Here is a 22,543-nt window from a genome sequence, read left to right as displayed (position 1 = left end):
GGCATAATGAGATTATACCGTTATTTTTTTTCTCATTTCATTTTATAAATAACAACTTTATTGATATTTATCATATTTACTGTTCTTATCATTATTTAATGAGATGGCGATAGGGCACTGATTGTACCAGTAAACACCATCACCGATGCTGACAAAGGCATAAAATAAGATAACTCAGTGAGTCAATCAAGAACCTGTCGCATCCAGGATGTCTCATCATGCCTTCTGTGTAGGTATTTTAATTATATTAGATTCATTAATTAATAGCTGTCTAATAAAATATAGTTATCAACCGATAACTATATTTTATTGGTTTTTTAACTAAAGGTGGTCATTCTGTGGGTTTTTATTTTTTTATGAGGAATAGTCAATGTAGAGTAATGAAAACTCTATGCTAAGGCTATGTATTGGAGTTATTTAGATAATCTGTGTTCCATTATAATTTAGTGATTTTTCATTATCAGTTGATAACTTAATATCATTTGATGATTATTTTTTTTGCAGATTAAAATGTATGTTGCAATACCACAATGGCCAAGAACGTCGGAGATTAAAATGAAAAATAAGCTAAGATCATTTTTTGAAAATAGAGCTGATGAAGCACCATTAGCACCTATTATGGTAGATCAGAAAAATTTTGCCGGTCTAAACAAGGCAACTCTTTCTGATCCAACCAGTAATCTCACGGTTAGAATAATCCTTACTCCTGCGGTGAAGCAGGGGACCGTAGTCGCTTTATTTTGGAGTAAGGCGGGTGATGAAGATAATGCTCAAGATATTACCTTTACTCCCAATATAATCAGTGCTGATGATAAGAAAGTCGCTTACAAGGATATATTGGTTGATACTGCACAGCTTGATATTGTTGATGGGAATACAACGGTATTTTATACTCTTGCCACCGCCTTAGGCGGTAATGTTGAAAAATCACTGTCTGCTGAATTTTTGGTAAAAACAACAGTACCCGGAGGGTTCGATACTGATCCGGCTACGCCTAATGTAAATGAATCATTATTTGCCCCAGATGTTAATCAGAAAAACGTGGATAAGGATAACATTGGTAATGTTTTCGCTACTATTAAAGCTTACAAGAATATGACTATAGGTGACAAAGTAACATTAAGCTGGGCCGGAGTTCAAGATTCTATATATGAGATAAAAGCGTCTGATTTAAATAATCCTATCGTCATTCCTGTTAGTGAGGGTGTAATTAAAAAGGCGGGGGACTATAGCGAAGCAATAATAAGATACGAAATAAGAGATACTGTAAATAACTGGTCTTTATGGTCGCTTTCTACCATGGTTTCCATTGATCTCGAAGAGAGTATTTTTACCGCTCCATATGCTCAAGAGGCTGTCGATAGTGTTATTACTATTGATAAATTGAACCAAAAAGATGTTCATATAATTATCCCTGTTTATACCGGGATAAAATTAGGTGATATAGTCACTTTAAAATGGAGCGGGGCACAATTATTGCCCGCGGATATGGTGCATACTCTTGCCGGTTCTGAACATAAGTATGGCTATGTTTTCATTATTCCTTTCTCACAAATTCGTAATATGGGGGGGGAAACAGTCACCATCTATTATGACGTGAATGGTAAAAAATCCCAAAAAATCAATCTGACCATCAATGGTAACTCTGCGACACTTGGCGCACCTACTGCGCCACAAGCTAAATCTGGGATACTCGACCTCAACAACGTACCGGCAACAGATAACTTCCTGGTGCAACTGGATAGAAATGTCAATCTGGTGGCCGAAGATCTAGTGACACTATATGTGAGTGGCACTACATCAGAGGGAGAATATTTTGATCTGTTCAATCTGCCTCATCCGGTTACGGCACCCGAAGTAGGCAAAATACTCACTATAGCCATTGCCCAGGATAAGATAACTATGATGGCGGGGGGCAGTTTGGTTATTACCTATACGGTAACAGGCAAAACGAGTGAAGATATCTCATTATCTTATCCTTTAGAATTGATGTTATTGCCATTAAATAACAATTTGCCAGCCCCCACTATTACAGAAATGGTTAATCCAGGAATACTGAACCCGATGGATGCTGATGCTAACGGGGCGGTGCATGTTCGTATTGGGAGTTATCCAAACAAGGCGCGCAAAGATGGAATACAATGCTATTGGAGAGGGGAAGTAAATTATGATCCGGAAGACATAATTACGAAAAATGGGGTCGACGATAATTTTTTCATAATTCCGAAAGATATCGTGCAACAGAGTATCGGTGGTTGGATCGAGGTGCACTATGTGGTCGATGACATCCTCGGGGATGAATATGTATCTAACTCATTGCTCTTCCAGGTAACCGAAGAGTTACCTGCACCCACAGTTGATCAAGCAGTGGGAAATACTATTACTCTGGGACAGGTTCCGGCCAGTGGCGCAACCGTCACGATACCCGCTGGGGCCAAATTAAAAGAATCAGATGTAGTTACGCTTCGCTGGACAGGCACAGGTCCCACTGACTCGACCGAGGATATACACCAAGTCACTAATATTGAGTCTGGGCAGCCGCTGACATTAACAATAAAATATGATTATATCGCCGCCAGTAAGGGTGAACTGATTACTGTGGATTATATTATTAGGCGAGCTAATGGCGGGATGCAGTTCTTCTCACCGAAAAACAGCTATAACGTTGTTAGTGTCCCTGTTTCAGGAAAACTTAAGGTGATGGGTGCCAGAACCTCTCCTGGTGCCTCTTATAGTTTTGGTAATGTGAATTCCAAATATATTACCGCATTATCCTCTGATACAAATAAATATCTTGATGGTGCTGAATGGCAATACGCTGGGGATTCGAACTGGAAGCCGGGCGCTCGTTTTCGCGATGTTTCACCAGAACGTGTGTTACGAGTAAGAACGGCGAATGATAGCGTGACACTCTCCGCCTGCAATGTGGCGGGCAATGGGGTTACGGTAGATCCGGCGTTTGCTGTACGGCGCAACAATGGTCATATCATTGCTTGGGGAAGTGCTGCTTTGGGCGGAACAATATCATCCACGTTTTTAACACTCGATGACGTAGTTTTCGTCGCTGCCGCTGAAACGGCGTTTGCGGCGTTACGATCTACGGGCAATGTGGTCTCATGGGGACAGGCTCCGTATGGGGCTATCTCTGACTCTATTGCGAATTTAGGTGACATTACGCAAATAGCCGCCAGTGGCTTTGCTTTTGCTGCGCTACGTAAGAATGGTTCAGTTGTTGCCTGGGGAGGAGATGCTACTCTTGGCGGGGTAGTGCCAGGTGGGATTGCTTCTCTGACCAACATTACCAAAGTTGTTGGCGGGGAAAGGGGATTTGTTGCGTTCCTCAAAACTGGAGGGATCGTATCATGGGGCGCCTTGGCGTTACCTGCGGAGATTCAGCAATTCACCGATATTATCGATGTTCAGTCTGCGTTAGGTAGTTTTGTCGCACTGCGAAAAAATAACACTGTTGTTGGCTGGGGGAATGTTATACCTCAGATTATTGCAGCTAGAACCGATATTGTTGAACTAATGGCTTCAACCAATAACTCCTATGTTGCCAAATGCAGTAATGGGGCTTTGGTTGCATGGGGGGGATATGGTGGTGTTATTCCTGCGGATATCGTCGGGTTCACTGATATTGTTGACGTTGTCAGTACAGCGAATACGTATATTGCGTTAAGAAATAACGGAACGGTAGTGGCTTGGGGGAATGATACAACAGTCGTCAACGGAATAGCGGCGCAGGCTGCGATGCTAGATGATATCGTCCAGGTATGTGCCACCGGGAGCGCAGTTGCTGTACTTCGGAAAAATGGCATGGTTGTTACATGGGGGAATAGTGCTTATGGGGGAAATAGTATGTCGGTCCAATCTTTGTTAACGGATGTATGCGCGTTATATTCAACCTCGACAGCATTTCTGGCATTAACCAAGGATAACCGTGTTGTCACTTGGGGAGACCCAACCGGTGGGGGGACAGCAGCACAGTACAGCCATATATTGCTGAGCAGCTATCCTATGAGATGACACCACTTTAACAAGGCTTAGTACATTATTTGCTAAAATAATTCAGGAGAGTCAGTTTTATTGATGACTCTCCTGTTTCATATTGATATCACAGGTTAATTTTTCCAAACTTCCACCTTCGATAAGCTCTTTCCTACAACACTGCCTTGCCAATCCTTCACTTTTGCAGGAAAACTTATGTTACATCTATTGTTATTTGTTCATTAATCATATGATTTAAAACGTGACTTAAGTCTCATTTTAGGACTTCAATGATAAAAAAACCTATGATAAATACTAGAAGATCGACTATTTAGGCGGTCTTTGTTTACATTTATGTAAGAATTGTCCTATGGTTGTTATGGTAACTTTCACTAAGATTAAATGCACTAAAATGCCTACTGGTGAATTTTAGAGTGTGAACGTCACTATATTTTATCCTATATACCGGACTAATATTTATTTAGTCTATTTATCTACCTTGCTAGTAAAGAGGGATACAATGGATATTCGAAAATTGAATGCCTTTATCGTGCTGGCGGAAACGTTGAATTATCATAAGGCGGCAGATAAACTTTGTGTTACTCAACCGGCGTTGACTAAACAAATAAACTCGTTAGAGGAGAGGCTCAATTGTATCCTTTTTTACCGAGGGCCTGATGGTACACATTTAACGTCTATTGGTCAGAGTGTTTACGCTGAAGCAAAAATATTGATGAATCATGTGAATAAATTCAGAAGAAATACTGCTGAGCTATCAACCGTTAAATATAATGAATTTAAGATTGGGGCTTTCTCTTTTGATTCACATCATAACTATGTATTTAAACAATTCACCGATCTTTTCCCTGATGTTCCTTTAGTGTTATTGAATGGCATGTTACCTAATGAATTAGCTTATCAACTGACTCAAGGTTTATTAAATTTAGCCATTATGCCTTACCCTATCCCTAAAGAGTTATCTTCCCGCCGACTATTCAGTGATTCATTAGTGATTGTCGAGAGAAAAAATACAGATAGAACAACGGGTTTTTCTCTGGGGAGTATTAATAAGTTGGGGTGGCGGGAGACGCAAGAGTTAGAGAGTTACGCCATTAATGGTAATATAAATATATATGCAGTATATGATAGATTGACAATGAAACCAGTAGTGACAACCAATAATATTATGACCGTGCTTGAGTTGGTTATCAGGAAGGATGCCTTTTCCTTCGTGCCGAAAAGTGTTATTTCAGATGTAAGTAATAAATATCTTGAGCTTATGGATATAAAAGAAACAGATATGAGCGTAGATATAGGATTAGTTTGGGAACCTAATTTTACCAATGAAATTACTCGTAGTGTGATTGATATTTTCTTGGGAAGCCAGGTCGCATCTGTCTGCTAATTATTTATCTAATAAAAATAGTCATGGTAATCAAGTTGATATCATTATCAATTTGATTACCATGACCAAAGGTTATCATCTGATGATACTAATTCATTAGACGGACAGTTATTTTAATAGGATAACTGTTATTGAGATTGAAGTAATCCAACCTCCGTTACCATTATGTGGCCGACTGTAGCTATATAATAAATCTATTCTTTGTTGGAGATATAAATCATGAAGAAAAAATCTAAAGTTACTGCGGATAAAGAAAAGGATGACATTCAACATCCGAGTATTGATTCTTCTGTTCCTATAGTTAACTCTCCTGAGTATTCTATAGTAGGCCTCTTGGCTAATGGATATATATCTAGAGATACTATAGCTCAGAATAATCTTACCGTGAATGTCGGTTCGTGGCAGGGCTTAGTGGAGAACGGGACGAAACCTCGCAATAGAGCTGGGTATCCTCAAATTTATTTGAGATTAGACGAGAGTGCCACACCAGACGCTGACGATCCAACGGATTATTTTGCAGGAAAGGGAGCGAAAGATCCTGCATGGACTGCCGCAGAGATTGCTAACGGACTTTCTTTTACATTAGATGTTGCACTCCTCAGTGAGAAAGAGCATTTTATTATTCCTTTTTTGATACCCCTAAATCTGGATGAACAGCAAGTTACAAGGCTAAATTTCAATGTATTGACGAGTTCCTCGGGTGGTGATGTTATGCCCCTGTTGAAATTTGATAAAAAATACGTTGATAATGGAATAACAGACTTAAATCTGAAAGATGATCCCACTGCCCCCTCAAAAAAAGTACTACCTGCTATATTAGTACCTTATTATAAGCAGCGTGATGGTGATAAAATAGACCTATATTTAGGTGACTCCATTGCTAGCCTTCAGATTGTCGATACCGTCACAATTGGAGATGGTGAGAGCGGTAAGAATAAAGAGGTCACCTTTGATAAAGGTTTATTTGATACTTTTGCAGATGGCCCTCTTTATTTTACTTATATGATAACCAACCCCGCAGGCTTTGTGAGTCCTCAAGCTGAACATACTATAGTTCAACTGGCCTTTGGCGACCTGCCAACTGGTTTAGTTGAGCCGGTGCTACCTGATATCAAGAAAAATCTTATTACGGATGAATTTATACATCCTCTGCATATAGATATACCTATCTATGCTAATCCTGCACTAGATGATATCATTAGGGTCTTTTTTAAACAGGATGATGGCTTAGCTGGTGATGGCACATTAATATCTACTTCCCCTCCACTAGAAGATCCGACTCAAAACCCAATTTACTCAACTGAGGCAGTTTATAATCAGATTAAGCCATTTGATCAAAAATCTGTTATTATTTATTACACAGTAAGTCGAGGGGAGAGTTCGCTGCTCAAAGAACCCTCATCGCCGTTAACTGTACCAGTTAATTTAACGATTCTTGGTGGCCCTAATCCAGACCAACCTGCAAAAGAAAACGGGAATTTGCAAGCATTAACTATCACCAGCGCACAGGGTGAGATTAATAGAATAACTGGCCCTGCAGTTTTAATAGAAGCAGATATAACAATACCATACAAGACACGTAAAGATGAGGCCTATCTTGCAATTGGGGATGTTATTTCCGTGACAGTTGGGAAGGCAACTGTTACTAATCCTCCCTTAATTGCTATACCTGCTGCTGATATAACAGTGAAATTGACGGTTGCAAATATAAAATTAGCTGGTGAGGGGGATATGATTGCACAATATACTGTTAGACGTCCATTACCTGACACTAATAGTATAATGTCTCTGTCACCCAAAACAGGAATCTTTATAACTTCTAATAATAGTAATCCCGGTGGTAAAAATGGATTGACTGCGCCAACTTGGAAGAATGATACTGGTGTGATAACTGTCAGTTCAGTGAAGAAATATAGCGGTTGTGATTTTAGGGTGAAACGATATGAAAATATTGCTCCCGGCCAGATGATTGAGTTGATATTCGAAGGAACAGAAGGATACGAGGACGAGGACGGGGAGAAGATACCTGCTGCTAGCTATAAATCTGATCCACTTGAAATAGTAGCAGGGAATATAGATGATGATGATTTTGCGTTTATTGTGCCACCAAAAAATATTTACGCGCTTTGTCAGGGAACAGCACATGTAACATATAATGTTTTAGTTGCAGGGACATCTTTTAAATCATCTGAGCTATTAAAATATTGTGATGTGTCTTCCGCTAGCTCTGGAGCATGTACCCTTCCTACTATATTTGAATAGAGTCAATCAAGGCTGCCTTTCTTGGCAGCCTTGATTTAGTGGAAAATTTAGAGGCAAGTTACGAGTTGAATCTTTTCCTTCGTTATCAGGACTGTTCTCCCTAGCGTCATGTCAGTAGCCCAAACTGTTGATCCCTCAGTGGTACCTGACCAATAAAGAATATTGCTTTCACTTGGCCATCCATGCGCATTGGTAATACTTCCCGTCGGATAGGCATTATATAATGCAACTAAATCCTCTTTTGTGGGTAAAGTACAATGAGCAGAGGCATTAGTAAAGTTAGCGTATGCCCATTCCTCATTATTCATATCTATTTGTTGACTTCCTGCAACTTCCGCTGCCAATTTTGGCCGTTTAATGATTACGCCATCTACTATTATTGTCTCATCCATATGCCCCCAGTAATCGGCTACAGGGCTATCCGGGCTGGTGAACACAGTAAAGATAACGTCATTATTTTTACTGACGGGGGTACCGCTGCTGCCATTGGTACTGCTGGTTAGGGTTGTTTTCAACCCTATACCGGTTGGATCTGTCAGGGCTACCTGTACTTTTCCATCGCCGTCCGTGGTAACGTCATCGGTCAGTGGTTTCCCATTAACCTGTAGCGTGGCTGTTTCAGCCTGACCGTTGCGCGAACTGGCCGATACTGCCTGTACCTTTATTGTGGCACCAGAAACCGGCAGGTTGTTTTTGTTTAGCGCGGTGACAGTGAGATTTATCGTTTCACCCACCTTCATACTGTTGGCGTCGGTCACTGTTTCAAGTGTTGTCACCACCGTTGACCCGGTGACTTTACCCTGCTCGCCGCCCGTGGTTTTGTTGGTATTGGTGTCGGCCGAGGCCGAATCCACCGTGAGCGTATTGCCGGTAACCGCAAGGCTATTTTTCGCCTGTACCGAAATTTCCATCACTTTACCGACATCAGTCGATTTCAATAGGTATTCCGGTACTTGCCCAGAGGTTGCCACGGCTGAACCGTTAGCGACGTTGGCCGCTGTTGCCCCTTTTTCACCCCATTGATAGGTTGAGGCATCCGTTGCGGCAGGCCCGCCCGCCGGTTGGGTAAAGGTGTAGGTTGCCGACAGTTTGCTATCTTCCGCCAATTCACCCAGCAGGATCAGGTTAGACACTGATGGTTTTGTGGATGATGGGTCAGTATAGGTGATGGTGGCTGGTGCTAACTGCGTGCCCTGGATCTCCGGTGTTAACGTCAATACGCCGAAATTGGTGCCTGCAGTTGCTGTCGTTTGATATATCCCAGGGCCGGTTTCAGTCAGGGCACTGAGTGTGGGTTCGCTGCCGGAGCCACCCAGAGTATTTTTCTTCAGGGTGATGTTATTCGCCTGACCGATCAGTGGGTTGCCTGCCGCGTCTTTTAAGGTCAGAGTCAAAAGGACGGCGCTATTACCATCCGCGGGCTTGGTACTTGCCGCTGGGGTCCAAGTGCCGCTGATAGTAGCAGGGGTGTCTTGCAACTGCACCAGTGTCACGGCGCGGTTAGATGTGTTCCCCTTGACGTCGCTGGCAATAGCACTGATGGTCCAGTTATTGCCACCTGAAGGTTGCGGCGGTAACTGTAAGGCAAACTGGCTAGGGCCTTGAGGAATAATTTTCCCACCGGCAGCGGCCAGTGCGCCCTGATCAAACTGGATGTTTCTCAGGCCATATTTTGAGGTCACACTCACGACAAGTTGTTTGGTCTCAGCGGCACGACCGCTAACATTGTTGGATACATACAGGTTGATAACATCCTGTTTTTTGTATTCCAGTACAATTTGGTTATTACGTTCGACCAAATCATTGCGGCTACCTTGCAGAGTACGGCGCGCATTGACCGCATCAGGGCTTATCTGTTTGGCCCATGGTGTGCCGACCTCATAGTTGACGCCAAGGTTGAACAGCGTTTCGCCGTTACCGGCGCTTCCTTGTTTGCGGTCAATACCGACCGTGACCAGTGGGATCGGGGTATAGTTGATGCCCGCAGTGATGGCCGCCGGGTTTTGTTGCCGGTTATCTTTGCCAAACAACCCAACATCATTACCAAAGTACTGTTCATACATCAGTTTCCCCCCCAACTGTGGCAGTGAGGGTAAGTAGGCTTCTGCCCGCAGATCAAATCCGGTTGCCGGACGTTCGCTATAGCTGCTGAAATCTGGGGAGTCACGCCAATCGCTCAAACGCAGGTAGCCGTTTGCCGCCAGTTTCAGGTAGTCACGGGCATATTCGGCACCAGCACCGACGCGGGTATGATCGCGAGTGATATCGCGGTCGAGGAAGAGGTTGTAACCGACCATCCAGTCGTCAATAAAATGGCGGATCCCAATCCCCAGATTGGCGGTGGTGCGTTTGTCGATCCGACGTATGCCAAACTGCGTGAAGGCCATTTGTGATGGCGTATCATAGAAAGGCATCAGCATATCGAATTGACTGCCGTCGAGATCTCCACGGTCATCAACATTCGCCTGTAGGCGAGCGGTGCCGAAATTGTTAAGCCAGCTATTGGCTGCCTGATTGGCATTGCCAACCGCCAGCCCACGTAATTGGCGGGCTGCCGCTTTATCACCACTATTTAGCATCTGAGCACTTGTTGTGGCTGTTTTGGCCAAATTACGTTCAGTGGTTTGCGTATCAGTCAGCGCTGTATTCTCAGGGGCTAATCCGAGATTTGACTGGGCCTGAGGGATCTCTAGCTCATCACCCGCTTGCAGTTTGGCGAAGGGTTTACTGAAAGTGCGTAACTGATTGATTTTTTTCAGTTGCGCTAAAGTTAAATTATGCTGTTTGGCAACCATATCCACTGTTTCGCCCGGTTTTAGTACATAGGGCATGGTAGGAAGAGCCGCCAGGCGTTCATCTCCTTGCTGGCTGGTGCGAGGCAACATGTTCGCATTAGCCGGAGTGAAAGCCAGGGTTAGGGGAAGGGACAGATGGGCGGCAATAGTGCCCCATGTGATAACCTTTACCCGATATGGTTTAGTTGATGTACTCATATATGGTCCTGATTTAATGGGTTTTTTACATAAAATATGTATAAAGTGTGGCGGTGAAACTTATTGTTTTGTCGTTTCTGTGCTTCCTGTGGTGCTAGCGGTATTGATAAATAAATTGCTTCAAAGGCAGAGCATTGCGATCGAACATATGTTGAGGTCGGCGCAGACCGAGTTTTTGCAAGGCATTACTGCGCTGGGTGTAAATGGTTTTACAAGAAATCCCTAACTGGCGGGCGAGCTTGGCAACGGACATGCCTGCTAATAAGCTCTGAAGCGCGGTTAATTCCCGAGGTGTCAGTTTCGGTAACTCTGTTGTTGGCTTTTGGGTCTGTAATAACCCGGCCCGTAGGGTGGCTTGTAATACGTCCAGAGGGCCTCGGGCAGGCAACATCGTGGCTACGCCAAGGGCATGGTAGATAGCCAGCAACGCGGTACTGGGCACATCGGCCATCATAAATACCCGGCAATGTGGGTGGATGCGTAAAAATAGGGTGAGGAAAGCGATACCGCTGAGATCTTGCTCTTCAAAACTATCTGGATGAATAATTAATAAATTTGTGCGGACACGTAAGGCAAAAGGTAGGGAGTGGAAAGCCATGACTGAGGCTACCTCGCACAAAACCTCCGATTTCTCAGGAAGTTGTGACAACAGCGCTCGAAGCCCTGTAGAACGAAAATGATTACTGCCAATCACGACAATACGATGCTGCTTGATTATCACGTCTTCATTGATGTCTGTGTCTGAGACAACCTTCGATGCATAAGATAAAGTGCTCATCATAGAACTCCTGCCGATGTTATTTCGGGCGCAATGCCAGCCCAGAAAGCATCCCGTGGTATGCCAGCAACGACCGATAGTTGCCCATTCATATCCGCCAAATGCCCGCCAGCATGCTGGCTGCGTAACAAAAATCCCTGGTGTCCGGTGATACAACAAAGCTGCCAAAGTGATCCTGAAACCGGCTTTTTCTCTAATACCACTGCGCGTCCGGCGCTATTGACTAAACTGCGCGAGCCGGCGGCTAACCACCGCGTCCCTAATGTAGGGTGTTGAACGCTAAGGCGACCGGCATCTCTGGATATGGGTTGCCACTGCAACGGCAGTAAGGGTTTGGTGGTGGGGTAGGGGCTGGTGGTCGCACCTTGGTCAGTGGCGATTAAATAGCGTCCGTTTGCAACCTGTATCAGGCTAAACTGCTGGCCGGTATAGAGCAGATTGAATGTGGGATAGAAGGTCTCTTCTCGCCATAAAGTGCCCTCACCTTTGCTTAGGCCGACACTGTCCGCCTGTAGGGTGAGCGCGCCAGAACCATCAGCTTTGATCAGTCGAATAAAACCTCTTTCCGACCAGATGCAATCCCAATGTGCGCCGGGCACTTCCGGCCCGATGTCCGGTATGATCTGCAGTTGCTGGTCACTGCTGACTAACCAACTGCGACTAAATGTGTTCCAGAGCCGCCAGCTTGGGCGCCCACTGGCGGTAGGAATACCGCCGGGAACCCTCACCCAGAAGCTGAATGCCTCCTCAAGTGAGTAGGGGGGCCGCAGGTTACTTTCGGTACTGGGTTGCAGGGTGATGTCTTTAAGATGTTGGCAGGCGCTGAGTACGCGTTGCCCGGCATGCAGGCGCACTATCTGGCCCTGTTGCTGTGATGGTCTGATGTGCCAGATGGCGTCTTGTGGCTCAATATCTGGTGTTGGCTTGCCGGGTAATAGGCTGAGTTGCCAGATCTCGACTGGTTGGGATAGTGGCAAACGGTGCAACACATCTGGTCGCGCCTGCACACTCCAGTGGCGGTCTGTTGTTGTGATGTCCCATAACTCAGTACCAAAGATGGCGCGGTCATCACTATCTTGCCAGACGTTATCCTGCGCACCGGTGAGCATGTCACGCTCCTCCGGTGTTAATCGCAAGAGGCTGTCACCCATAAGGGAGGCCTCAGCTCTCTCTGTTGTGAGCTTATATCGCCAGTTATCACGTATCTGTTGCAGTCTCTCTGGCCAGTGGTGAGGCATTCTTTTCCCTACCCCACTGATCCGTAAGCAAAATGGCTGGTCTGGTGCTATCTGTAGCGAAAAACACTCACCCTGGGGGAGTTGATGGCACAACTTGCCACTGGCACGAACCTCAAGTGCGAATGGGCAAGTGTTGTGCAGGGTGACGCTAATGGTGGCGGTAGATGAGATCATTCAGGATCACCTCCCGCTGGACGTGTCAGGAGCCAGTGCCATAGCTCTTGCTGCCCTTCTTTGTTATAGGCGTTGGATGTCCGGCGCTCCGGGGGGCGAAATGCCTGACGGGGTGGGGCAGGTTCAGCGACTGCCAGCACCTGTAAATAGAGGCAAGAGTGGCCACTACCGATGTTGACCAACGACTTTTTACTGGTAATACAATTTTGGCGTTCGATATAGATATAGGTCATCACATCAGCCGCTCGTCGCACCGTAATATGGAAAGCCGCACTGAGGTCATCGCGCGTAAACGGGGACTTTTTGAGCAATCCCCAATAGGCTACGGCCATATATAACGGGGGGCTGCCGAGGTGGGCAAGGCAGGCCGGCAGGTAGTAATCACCGTGATTGCTTTGACGACCTTTTATTTGATTGTTGTTCTGCTTATTCACGGGACACTCCTTTTCTGCTGGCGGTTAACCGTTGCGATAAAAACCAAATAATCCAGGCGCGGATGCCGTTATTGAGAAGGGCGCATGGTCTTTTGGGGTCAAAATGACTACCCAGCACATTTCTGGTTTTATACTTTTATTTTTTGATTTTTAACGGTTTTTTATTTTGATATTTTGGTTTTTATTGCGATTTTATTTCGAGATTGTGTGAGGGAAGGTAAGATGTGCGCTGTGGGAATCTATGGGGCTTAGCAACGACAATAGCGGCTCAATAAGCTAGCCCTAGGAATAATTTTCATATAAGTCAAATCGTTGAATTAATTCTTAACAAAATAATAAAAAAATACGTATCTTACTTGCACAATTATTGAGTTATGTCATAGTTAAGTAGTCATTTTGACCCCAAGTGACTCGTATTTTTTTGCGTTTTATTTTAAAAAATAAATTAAAATCAATGCGTTACTGTTTCCTCTTGAATTGTTTCATATTAGTTAATATAAAAATTATATTTATGAAATAAATCACTCCAGTGATTAAGCTGACTCAATTTATCCTCCGTTAGTTGCTATTTCTCGTCTCCCCCCCCCGCTGATAACCACTCTCCACTTAAAGTGTTTGTCGCTATTTACGAAGATAAGAAAACCTAAAAATTAATGGCACCGCAGAAGGGGAGGGCTGTGGAGTTAAGTCCGTTTGGCGTTGATAGTGAGGGGGATTTGGGGCTTGTGGTGGGCAGAAAAAATGGGGCTGTTTTTCCAAACGCCCCATCTGCTACTGGCTGAATTAAGCCGTTATTTATATCGCTATCATCCCTTTAGATAAGCATCATCTTGGCAAAGATAAATAGTCGTGCCTGAAGCAGGAGATATACTGCCACTTGAAAGATCTACGCTTGTGATATCCCAGCCTAGATAGCTTTTGCTGGTTGGGAATCCTGAGTTTCTCAGGGCGCTGGTACCTGCGAAGTCCTGTAATGTGACCAAACCCGCTGTCCTTGCGCCCTGAGGTAGAACCAGACGAAAGTTTGTGCCGCCACCAGATCGTGCATTGCAGCTCGCGTTGCCATCAGTTGTATTACTGACTGCCGACCATTGCTCATTGTCGGCAGTTATTGAGCTATATCTACCATTTTCAGTATAAAGTTGTGGGCGGTAGAAAATAGCACGACTGTAGGTCACGCTATCTGACATGTGCCCCCAGAAATTAGCTCCTGAGGCATTTGGGCTGGTTGAAACGGTAAAAGTGACACTTTGCGAACTGGTTGCTCTATCACTGAAGATGTTGAGATTGGTTGCTACTCCCTTGCCATTAGGGTCGGTCAGGGTAACCGTCAATGGATTAGTGGTGCCAGTGAAACTGCTTTGCCCGTTAATGAGCAATGTGGGGGTCTGTGCCGTACCTTTGCGGTTAGTTGCTGAGACACTGGTCAGGCTTATTGATGCCCCATCCGCGGTATTCCCGCTCGCATCTTTGGCTGTGACCGTCAGCGTAATAGTCTCTGTTACCTTAGCTGTAGTTCTACTGACACTCGGCACCAGTGTGGCAACAGTTCCACTGCCACTTCCGTTAATGACGGCACCATTGTTACCACTAGTACTATTATTACCTTCTGCCGCACTGGCATCGGCCGCAAGTGTCAGGGTGTTGCCGGTTTTATCCAACCCGTCCCGTGCTTGCACTGACACTTCCATTACCGTCCCCACATCCGCTGCGACCAGAGGGCGTGCGGGTACTTGGCCGGAAGTGGTCACATGTTGACCGGAAGGAACGGCTGCGGCAGTACTACCTTTGACACCCCATGCATAATTGGAGCTGTCAGTGGTATTGCCGCCTACATTCTCAAAGGTGTAACCGGCCGTCAGCGACTGCCCAACTTCCAGTTTGCCAGCGAGGGTCAACTTACTGATCACTGGGCCACCATCCGGGTTCGTCACACCACCTTGTCCATTTCCGCCGGTCGTCTTGTTACCTTCTTCTGCGCTGGCATCAGTTGCCAGAGTTTGTATATTACCGATCTTATTCTGACTATTTTTAGCCCGTACTGATATTTCCAGTACTTTTCCTGCATCAGCCTTAACGATGGTGTAACCGGTGGGCTTACCAGATGTTGTCACCGTTTGGCCCTGAGGAGCCTGAGTTGCCGTACTGCCTTTTTGGCCCCAGGCAAAGGTGGATTTGTCCCCAGAGCCACCCTGACCTGCTGAGAAGTTGTAGCTCGCTTGCAAAATTTGATCGACATCCAATACGCCAGTGAGTGCCAAATTACTGACCAATGGCGAGAACGGATCTCCCACTCGTCCTTCGCCATCACCCTCCTCGGTGGAATTGCGTGGATCCTCGCTGTCGCTGGCCAGTGTTAATGTGTTGCCAATGATGCCGAGGCCATTTTTCGCCTGTACCGATAGCTCCATCACATGCCCGATATCGGCCGATACCAGCAGGCGGGGTGTCACGTAACCGGTACTGCCGATCATGGTTCCGTTGGCAACCTTTTGCGCGGTTTCGCCTTTATAACCCCAGCTAAAGGTGGATTTGTCCACGGTATTGCCACCGTTGGCACTAAAACGGTAATCACCTTTAAGAGACTCTCCTACATCTAAGTCACCTCTTAAGAACAATTTACTGATGACTGGCGCGGGATCGGCGGCGGTAGCGATGACAGGGAACAGTGAGCCAAACATCAAAGAGACCAATAACGTGAGTGGGGTAATCAAGAATGAGGGGGAAGGTGCTGATGGTGTCGCAAGGGATTTCATCATGGGGATACCTTTATTATTTTTTAAGAGGGCAATATCAGACCTACGAACGGCTAAAGGTCGTCAATGTGAAAGAAGCAGAGTATCGTTGATAACGAGTTAGCAAAGTTCTGCACTCTCAGAGAACGAATGTAGGTTGGTTTGCCTGATTGGGATAATGAAAAAAAGGACTCAATTGATAATTATTGGTATCACAGATAAATAGATTGTTATTTTTAAGTTAAATTGGATTATTTTTCACCCAAGTTTAATAAACGAAAATAATACCATCATTAATGGTGAGTTTAATTGTTATTAATATTAATCAGAATAAATAAATTAATTACGGATAAGCCGAACGGGAGGTCTTCTCATTACTGCACTGTGCCTTATAGTTAAAGCCGGCTGACATATGATCAGACTGTTAATAGTTTGAAAGGAGTGAACATGATTAAGCGACTTTTAGCTGAATTAATAGGCTCGTTCTGGTTGGTGCTTGGCGGATGTGGCAGTGCAGTTCTATCGGCAAGCTTCCCTGATTTGGGAATTGGTTTTCTGGGTGTATCACTGGCTTTCGGTCTTACGGTTATTACCATGGTTTATGCTGTCGGGTCTATTTCAGGCGGTCATTTCAATCCGGCGGTAACGTTAGGAGCATGGGCTGCCGGGCGTTTTCCTTTTCGCGATATTTTACCTTATATGATGGTACAAGTAGTTGGCGCTATTTTGGCGGGCGGTACACTGTACCTTATTGTTACCGGTAAGAGTGGTGGGCTTGATATTGTCAGTAGTGGGTTTGCGACTAACGGCTATGGAGAGCACTCCCCGGGCGGATATAATCTTCAATCTGCTCTCTTAACGGAAATAATAATGACAGTGTTCTTTCTGCTAATCATCCTTGGTGCAACTGATAGCCGGTCATTGGTTGGTTTTGCACCACTGGCCATTGGTTTGGCGCTAACACTGATTCACCTGATTACTATCCCTGTGACTAATACCTCGGTCAATCCTGCCCGCAGTACTGGTGTGGCGATTTATCAGGGGAACTGGGCACTACAACAACTGTGGTTATTTTGGTTAGCACCACTGATTGGGGGTCTGTTGGGTGGTGTCTTATACCGAGTATTGTTGTCTAACACTCCTACTTCATTTTCGAATGAATTAAAGGATGAGTAAATGGATTGCCGCACGATGGGTTAAGGAAGACCCTAGTTCCGGATGTATTATCTTCGCTATTTAAACTTTATAAAATTATTAGCGTTTCTTCACGGAAGCTGCGTTGGTTTTTTTTGATTTTAGCTAGGTGATTTTTATTATGCAGTTTAATACAGAAATTATATTTTTCTGGGATAAGGGCTATTATTTTTATGTTGTGTGATGTTTGTGACAAGGTACGATCATTGGTATGGTTTTCCACCGTTTCTTATGCGAACGTTTGGAACGCTATCATTTATAGCCGGCCGATGGCTGTCGTATCTTGCATTCCTTCTATAGTACACACTTGGCTATTGTGCTCTGTTTCTTATTCGTATCCTTGTGGTGTCCTATTATTGGTAAACAGGAGGCACGCAACTGCGTGTGATATCGATAGCTAAAATTACGCAATAACACTCCCCGAGGAAAGTATGGCAACGCATAAACGTAAACATTTAACTCAGGATGAAGTAACAGCATTATTGCAGGCGGCCAAAGCTGGCTCTCATCCAGAACGAGATTATTGTCTTATCACGCTATGTTTTTTACATGGATTTAGGGCCAGCGAACTAAGACAATTAAGGCTATCTGATATCGATTTGATAGGGAAACGGATCTGTATTTATCGACTTAAAAAGGGGTTCTCCACTATCCATCCTTTGCTGGATGAGGAGGTGAGAGCTCTGACAGTATGGTTGGGTATGAGAGGGGATTTTCTTAACGCACATACTGAATGGCTCTTTCTATCCCGCCAGGGAAATCCACTCTCTCGTCAGCGAATCTATCAACTGATAGCTCAATTGGGCGCTATCGCAGGAATAGCGGTACAAGCACATCCTCATATGCTGCGACATGCATGTGGGTTTGCGTTGGCAGACCGTGGGGTTGACACGCGGTTGATACAAGATTATTTGGGGCACCGTAATATTCGACATACGGTATGGTATACAGCCAGTAACGCGCAACGGTTTTATGGTGTCTGGGATGATAAAAAAAGCCAGCTTTAGGTGGAGTGTATATAGAAATAAAGCATACTCCTAACAAGAGGTTCCAAAGTTGATTGCTATTCATCATGGCGGCAGTATTCAGCATACAGCACATCAATTCTACATGGAGTTGATCTTTGTTCCATTACTGAATACTACCATTGATATAAGCCGTTTTGAGTACTAATCACCTCTTAACTTAACATTAGCAAAATATGTTATGCGGCGATGGCGTAGATATGGAGGTCAATAAACAGTTCTGCCTTGTATAAATAAAATACTAAAAACGAGAGACTGGCATTGTCAATAGTCATATAGCGAATAGGGCTATATATATTTGTTAATGCCAGTGTCCATTAGCCTATTATTTCCTCTCATCTGACATACCTTTCATTAACCATGCCGGGTTCGAACATATCAATCCCTAAGCATCACTATCAGTGCTCACTAAAATAGCCAATAACCCCCCATTCTTTAATGTTTTCTTGTAGATAGCTTTAATCACTTGTAACAATTCAATATGATTCTGAGGATTGATTTCCATTAGCTCCCGTTCCGGTAATTCACACGCTGTGATTTTGTACTGTCACTATGCAAAAAATAGGGTCTTAGGTTTTTTTGGAAAAATAGCCCTGTATAAACAGTCATAATGAAAGGAAGACATAATGGCAGATGAAATATTTCCCCCTTCGATATTATATAAACGACTTTATGATGAAGCTACAAGAGAAGGGCTTAATATAACTACCTATAACAAAATTATTGCATTTGCAAATTCTTTGAATAAGGCAGATGTTGAACATTTTTTATGGTTAGCCGATAGCACCTATCCTGCATATCTAAAATTAAAGGGATTGGCTTTATCTGGCAACGCTGATGCGATAGCAATTTTCAACGAATTTAATCACAAAGTCAGTTATAGGATGTCTGCTTCATTAGGAGATTATCATGCTCTTGGTTATACGATGGGAGTGGGGATTGGTCTAACTGCTTTCATCACTATAATTATGGTAGGAGTAAACACTGTAGCTACAGGTTGGTTACAAACAGCATTGAAAATGACAGAAAGCACCGCAAAGGGGGTTGCGGCATTCCTCGCCATTATTGTTGTTATTGTGGGTTTTGTAGACAGAAGAGTTAATTACAATGACCGGGTCATTAAGCTTATTAAGAAAATAATGAATCTAAGGTTGTCTGGAATTAAATATCTGGAAAATATAAAAGAAAAACACAGTAATAAAAAAGATGCTTTACTTGGACTCATTAATGATGAATTCAAGGAAAATGTAGAGTCTCGACATTTAATTATATTAATTAATACAATTTTCGACAATGCAAACTCAGCCGAATGTTACAAGATGCCAATTCAGGAAAATTGGCAGGATCGCAAACCTATTTTTTGCTTAAATGCTGTCAATGGAGCCGCGGGAGAGTCTTTTTATGTAGAAACAGAAAATCTGTGGAATAGCGTTATTACCCGGATAGGTGAAAATCCCGCCCTCGTTATATTGCCTGGTGCTGTTGCGGCAGATCAACCTGGCGGCCTTGACGATATTGTACCGGTACCACGTGATCGCGGAGACTCTGTTGTTCAACGTAGGATAAGACAATTTAATGGTAATGCCTAAACGCAAAACCATGGTGCGCAGATACTTGAAACAATGGATGGCAGAGCCACTATTGCTGTCTTTATGCAAAGAAAACTAGCTGACACAAACTTGAACGATCGACAGCAGCACTTTCGCTGGGATCACGTTGCCGCCAGCAATACTTCCGCTGGAGCAACGTGGTCCGTATTTAAGTCTATAAATATAGGGCATACAAAAACGTTACCATTACCAAAATAAGTTGAAAATATTATGACCAACTGCTACCTAGATGGTAATAGTTGTTTTTTAGTGGTTAACTTAAATATTAACTATGACCCTGCTTAAAGTACGTATTAGATTCTTAAATAATTGGAACACATATCTGCTGCGTTAATTTTAGTGGCGTGCTTGAATTTCATTTTAGAATTGTGTGTGAGGTGTTTTTTTAGAAAAAATAACCAATTTTTATTAGTCTGCTTATTATTATTCATAGATGAATGATATGTAATAATATTTGAGTGCATTTATATCTTTTTGATAATTAAGGTGTTAATGAATAAATCCAAATAACCTGTCAATAATGGTTATATGCCCTGTTTTATTTTCAATTAATGGTTTATTTGACTGCTTTTTTTTAAAATATACAGATTAAATGCTAATAATTATCCTAATTGCACAGGTAAGATTCTGTACTTTGATATGCAATAGCGATCGTTTTTGTGTTTTTGATAGGCGGCGGCTATCAAAAGAAATGAAACATAAGCAACAAAACGATTATACAAATTGTCAGTTTTTGTATAGCCTAATTAAAGTAAGTTGTTTTTGGTTTCTATTATTTGATGTTTGATTCAATCAAGGGGATTTTATCTCTTTGTTTTAAGACTTTTCATTCTTAATTTCTCGTGCAGCCAAGTTTGTGTTTTCTATTAAAAATAAAATGGTGAGTGGCTGGTTTTTGAGTCAATTGCTTCGAGGATGATGTTGGGACTGTCGAGTGGCTAACTTAACTCATGAGTCGCGGATAATTGTTGTGAACAAAGTCTGTTTATCACTAAGAATTTATCTTAGCTAGTACTGTGGTAGAGAGTTTTGCGTTAAAGCATATATGGCGTCTATGGGGAGAATAGTTAATAAAATAGCCCTAAAAGGATAGGTTATAAAGTCTAAAGGAGATTAGATAACATGGCTAAACGTATCGTAATTTATTCCGAATGCCCACATGCGGCATTGGGTTTGGCGAGCTTATGCCAAAATTTGCCAGGTAAATCAGACTGTCAGGTAGTTATGACCCTGGATGCTTTACATCAAGCACTGATTCAGCCAATTGTCACTTTATTGCTTTGTGTGGCGAAAGGAACAACAGAAGAGATGGCCGGCTTGCTTGAGATGTCTGTGCCAAAACATTGCCATCGAGGAAGCGTAACACTGCATGATACGCCAGTGTTGAAAAGAATGTTTGATGCTGCCGGGTTTGATATGGTGCTGTCAGCTCGTGAACCACTGGCATCATTGGCAGAGCGTTTGCGACTTATGTGGCGTCGCACGCCGCAGCAATATAAGCAGCAATGTAAAAAGGCAACCATTTACCTGGCGAAAGAGCGAGCCGTGTTATGTGAATTGCTACGTGGCAAGAATTTGCATTATATCGCCGATAATTTTGGTCTGTCATATAACTCGGTGAGTCGCTATAAGCAACGGGGGCTTCGGCGTACCGGAATAGACTCTTTAAATGCCATGATATGTGAACTCAATGGCAATAGATAATTGTTATCTATAGGGTAATATTTTTTTAAAATTAATTGAGTCTGGGACGTAAACTCTCCAGAGGGATCTCTTATTTTTAAAATATGTTTTGAATGATGGTGTGGTGAGTGATGAATAGATAAGTCACACCATTATTCATTCGTGGTGACGTTATCTTTTTCATGTTGAGTTACATCGACATATCAGATGACGTTTGATATCTATTTTTATAAATAAATAAGGAAATATTTTCATGAAAGTATCTAAATTAGCTATTATTGCAGTACTGGGTGTTATCTCTTATGGCGCAACAGCAGCAGGTAATAACGGAAAAATAACCTTTAATGGTGAAGTGGTAGATTCACCATGTAATTTAGCCCCAGGTCAGGATGGTACGGATGTCAAAGTACCATTTGGTCAGCTTTCATCATCCCAATTGAATGCCAATGTGGTCACCGCCAAGAAGTTTCAGATCCATCTGGAAAATTGTAATTTAACGGGAAAAACGGCTGATATTACCTTTGCCAGTACCGATCTGCTCAGTGGTAAAAATCTACTGACCACTCATGGTTCGGCTACCGGGTTGGGGATCGCTATTTCTGGCATCACTTTTGGTACAGCCAAGCCTATTCTTGGTCTGAACCCGACGGGTGACAATATTCTGACTTATACCGCAGAAGCCAAAAAAGCAGATGCAGCGACCAATGTTACTGTGGGTAATTTTGAAGCTACAACTAACTTTGTCATCGCCTATAAGTAATTTTCAGCCCCTCTTCCATAATAGGATGAGGGGATTGAACTGATACGGTTAGGCTGTTTTAGGTGATGTTGTACTGTGCCTTTCTGGAAGTTTTTCTTCTAGAGCCAGGGAATAATTATGGCGTATTACATCTCAGTGAGATTAATACGCCAAATTAACTTAAAAATAATAACCTCATCTGAAAATAAAATTTATATCCGTACAGATGACTTATGGGTCACTTTTCTGTGTGGAAGGATACGCTCGTGTCAATAGCAGGAATTAA

General features: G+C 43.4%; 13 protein-coding genes. 8 read left to right on the top strand and 5 right to left on the bottom strand.

Annotation, left to right across the window (positions count from 1 at the left end; genetic code table 11):
* Positions 1-555 precede the first annotated feature (555 nt).
* From HRK25_RS02600 to HRK25_RS02590, 3 genes are all read left to right on the top strand, one after another.
* Positions 556-4,026 (top strand): RCC1 domain-containing protein, encoded by a 3,471-nt coding sequence (locus tag HRK25_RS02600; protein ID WP_173361756.1) that lies wholly within the window; start codon positions 556-558, stop codon positions 4,024-4,026.
* A 481-nt stretch (positions 4,027-4,507) separates the two neighbouring features.
* Positions 4,508-5,392 carry a LysR family transcriptional regulator gene (locus HRK25_RS02595; protein ID WP_005272186.1) on the top strand — a complete coding sequence of 295 codons (885 nt, stop codon included), beginning with the start codon at positions 4,508-4,510 and terminating at the stop codon, positions 5,390-5,392.
* Between the two features lie 219 nt (positions 5,393-5,611).
* A complete protein-coding gene (locus HRK25_RS02590) occupies positions 5,612-7,654 on the top strand; it encodes a hypothetical protein (RefSeq protein ID WP_005272189.1) in 2,043 nt (680 codons plus the stop codon).
* A 47-nt stretch (positions 7,655-7,701) separates the two neighbouring features.
* Here HRK25_RS02590 and HRK25_RS02585 read toward each other — a convergent pair whose 3' ends face one another.
* The 5 genes from HRK25_RS02585 to HRK25_RS02565 all read right to left on the bottom strand — a co-directional run bounded on the left by HRK25_RS02585 (position 7,702) and on the right by HRK25_RS02565 (position 16,030).
* Positions 7,702-10,647, bottom strand: a complete 2,946-nt coding sequence (locus tag HRK25_RS02585; RefSeq protein ID WP_032896932.1) for an inverse autotransporter beta domain-containing protein — start codon at positions 10,645-10,647, stop codon at positions 7,702-7,704.
* Between the two features lie 94 nt (positions 10,648-10,741).
* Entirely contained in the window at positions 10,742-11,428 is a 687-nt protein-coding gene (locus HRK25_RS02580) for a helix-turn-helix transcriptional regulator (RefSeq protein WP_080375803.1), read from the bottom strand.
* Complete coding sequence (locus HRK25_RS02575) at positions 11,425-12,837, bottom strand: hypothetical protein (protein ID WP_145499096.1); 1,413 nt, start codon at positions 12,835-12,837, stop codon at positions 11,425-11,427. The genes HRK25_RS02580 and HRK25_RS02575 overlap by 4 nt, the downstream gene beginning before the upstream one ends.
* Positions 12,834-13,271, bottom strand: coding sequence for a CaiF/GrlA family transcriptional regulator (locus HRK25_RS02570; RefSeq protein ID WP_005272195.1), 438 nt, complete (start codon positions 13,269-13,271; stop codon positions 12,834-12,836). Before HRK25_RS02570 ends, HRK25_RS02575 begins: the two co-directional genes overlap by 4 nt.
* 806 nt (positions 13,272-14,077) lie before the next feature.
* A complete protein-coding gene (locus HRK25_RS02565) occupies positions 14,078-16,030 on the bottom strand; it encodes an adhesion domain-containing protein (protein WP_005272198.1) in 1,953 nt (650 codons plus the stop codon).
* Between the two features lie 423 nt (positions 16,031-16,453).
* Here HRK25_RS02565 and aqpZ point away from each other — a divergent pair, with 423 nt between their 5' ends.
* The 5 genes from aqpZ to HRK25_RS02540 all read left to right on the top strand — a co-directional run bounded on the left by aqpZ (position 16,454) and on the right by HRK25_RS02540 (position 22,278).
* The gene (aqpZ, locus tag HRK25_RS02560; protein WP_005272200.1) at positions 16,454-17,182 is read left to right on the top strand and encodes an aquaporin Z; all 729 of its coding nucleotides are present in this window, start codon (positions 16,454-16,456) and stop codon (positions 17,180-17,182) included.
* Between the two features lie 449 nt (positions 17,183-17,631).
* Positions 17,632-18,207, top strand: coding sequence for a tyrosine-type DNA invertase (locus HRK25_RS02555; protein WP_032896938.1), 576 nt, complete (start codon positions 17,632-17,634; stop codon positions 18,205-18,207).
* Between the two features lie 644 nt (positions 18,208-18,851).
* The gene (locus HRK25_RS02550) at positions 18,852-19,814 is read left to right on the top strand and encodes a hypothetical protein (RefSeq protein ID WP_005272208.1); all 963 of its coding nucleotides are present in this window, start codon (positions 18,852-18,854) and stop codon (positions 19,812-19,814) included.
* Between the two features lie 1,143 nt (positions 19,815-20,957).
* Positions 20,958-21,539 carry a helix-turn-helix transcriptional regulator gene (locus HRK25_RS02545; RefSeq protein WP_005272214.1) on the top strand — a complete coding sequence of 194 codons (582 nt, stop codon included), beginning with the start codon at positions 20,958-20,960 and terminating at the stop codon, positions 21,537-21,539.
* Between the two features lie 232 nt (positions 21,540-21,771).
* Complete coding sequence (locus HRK25_RS02540) at positions 21,772-22,278, top strand: fimbrial protein (protein ID WP_005272215.1); 507 nt, start codon at positions 21,772-21,774, stop codon at positions 22,276-22,278.
* Positions 22,279-22,543: the final 265 nt, after the last annotated feature.

This window comes from Yersinia bercovieri ATCC 43970 (genome assembly GCF_013282745.1).
GTDB classification, from domain to species: Bacteria; Pseudomonadota; Gammaproteobacteria; order Enterobacterales; family Enterobacteriaceae; genus Yersinia; species Yersinia bercovieri.
This window is presented reverse-complemented; position numbering and strand designations above follow the sequence as displayed.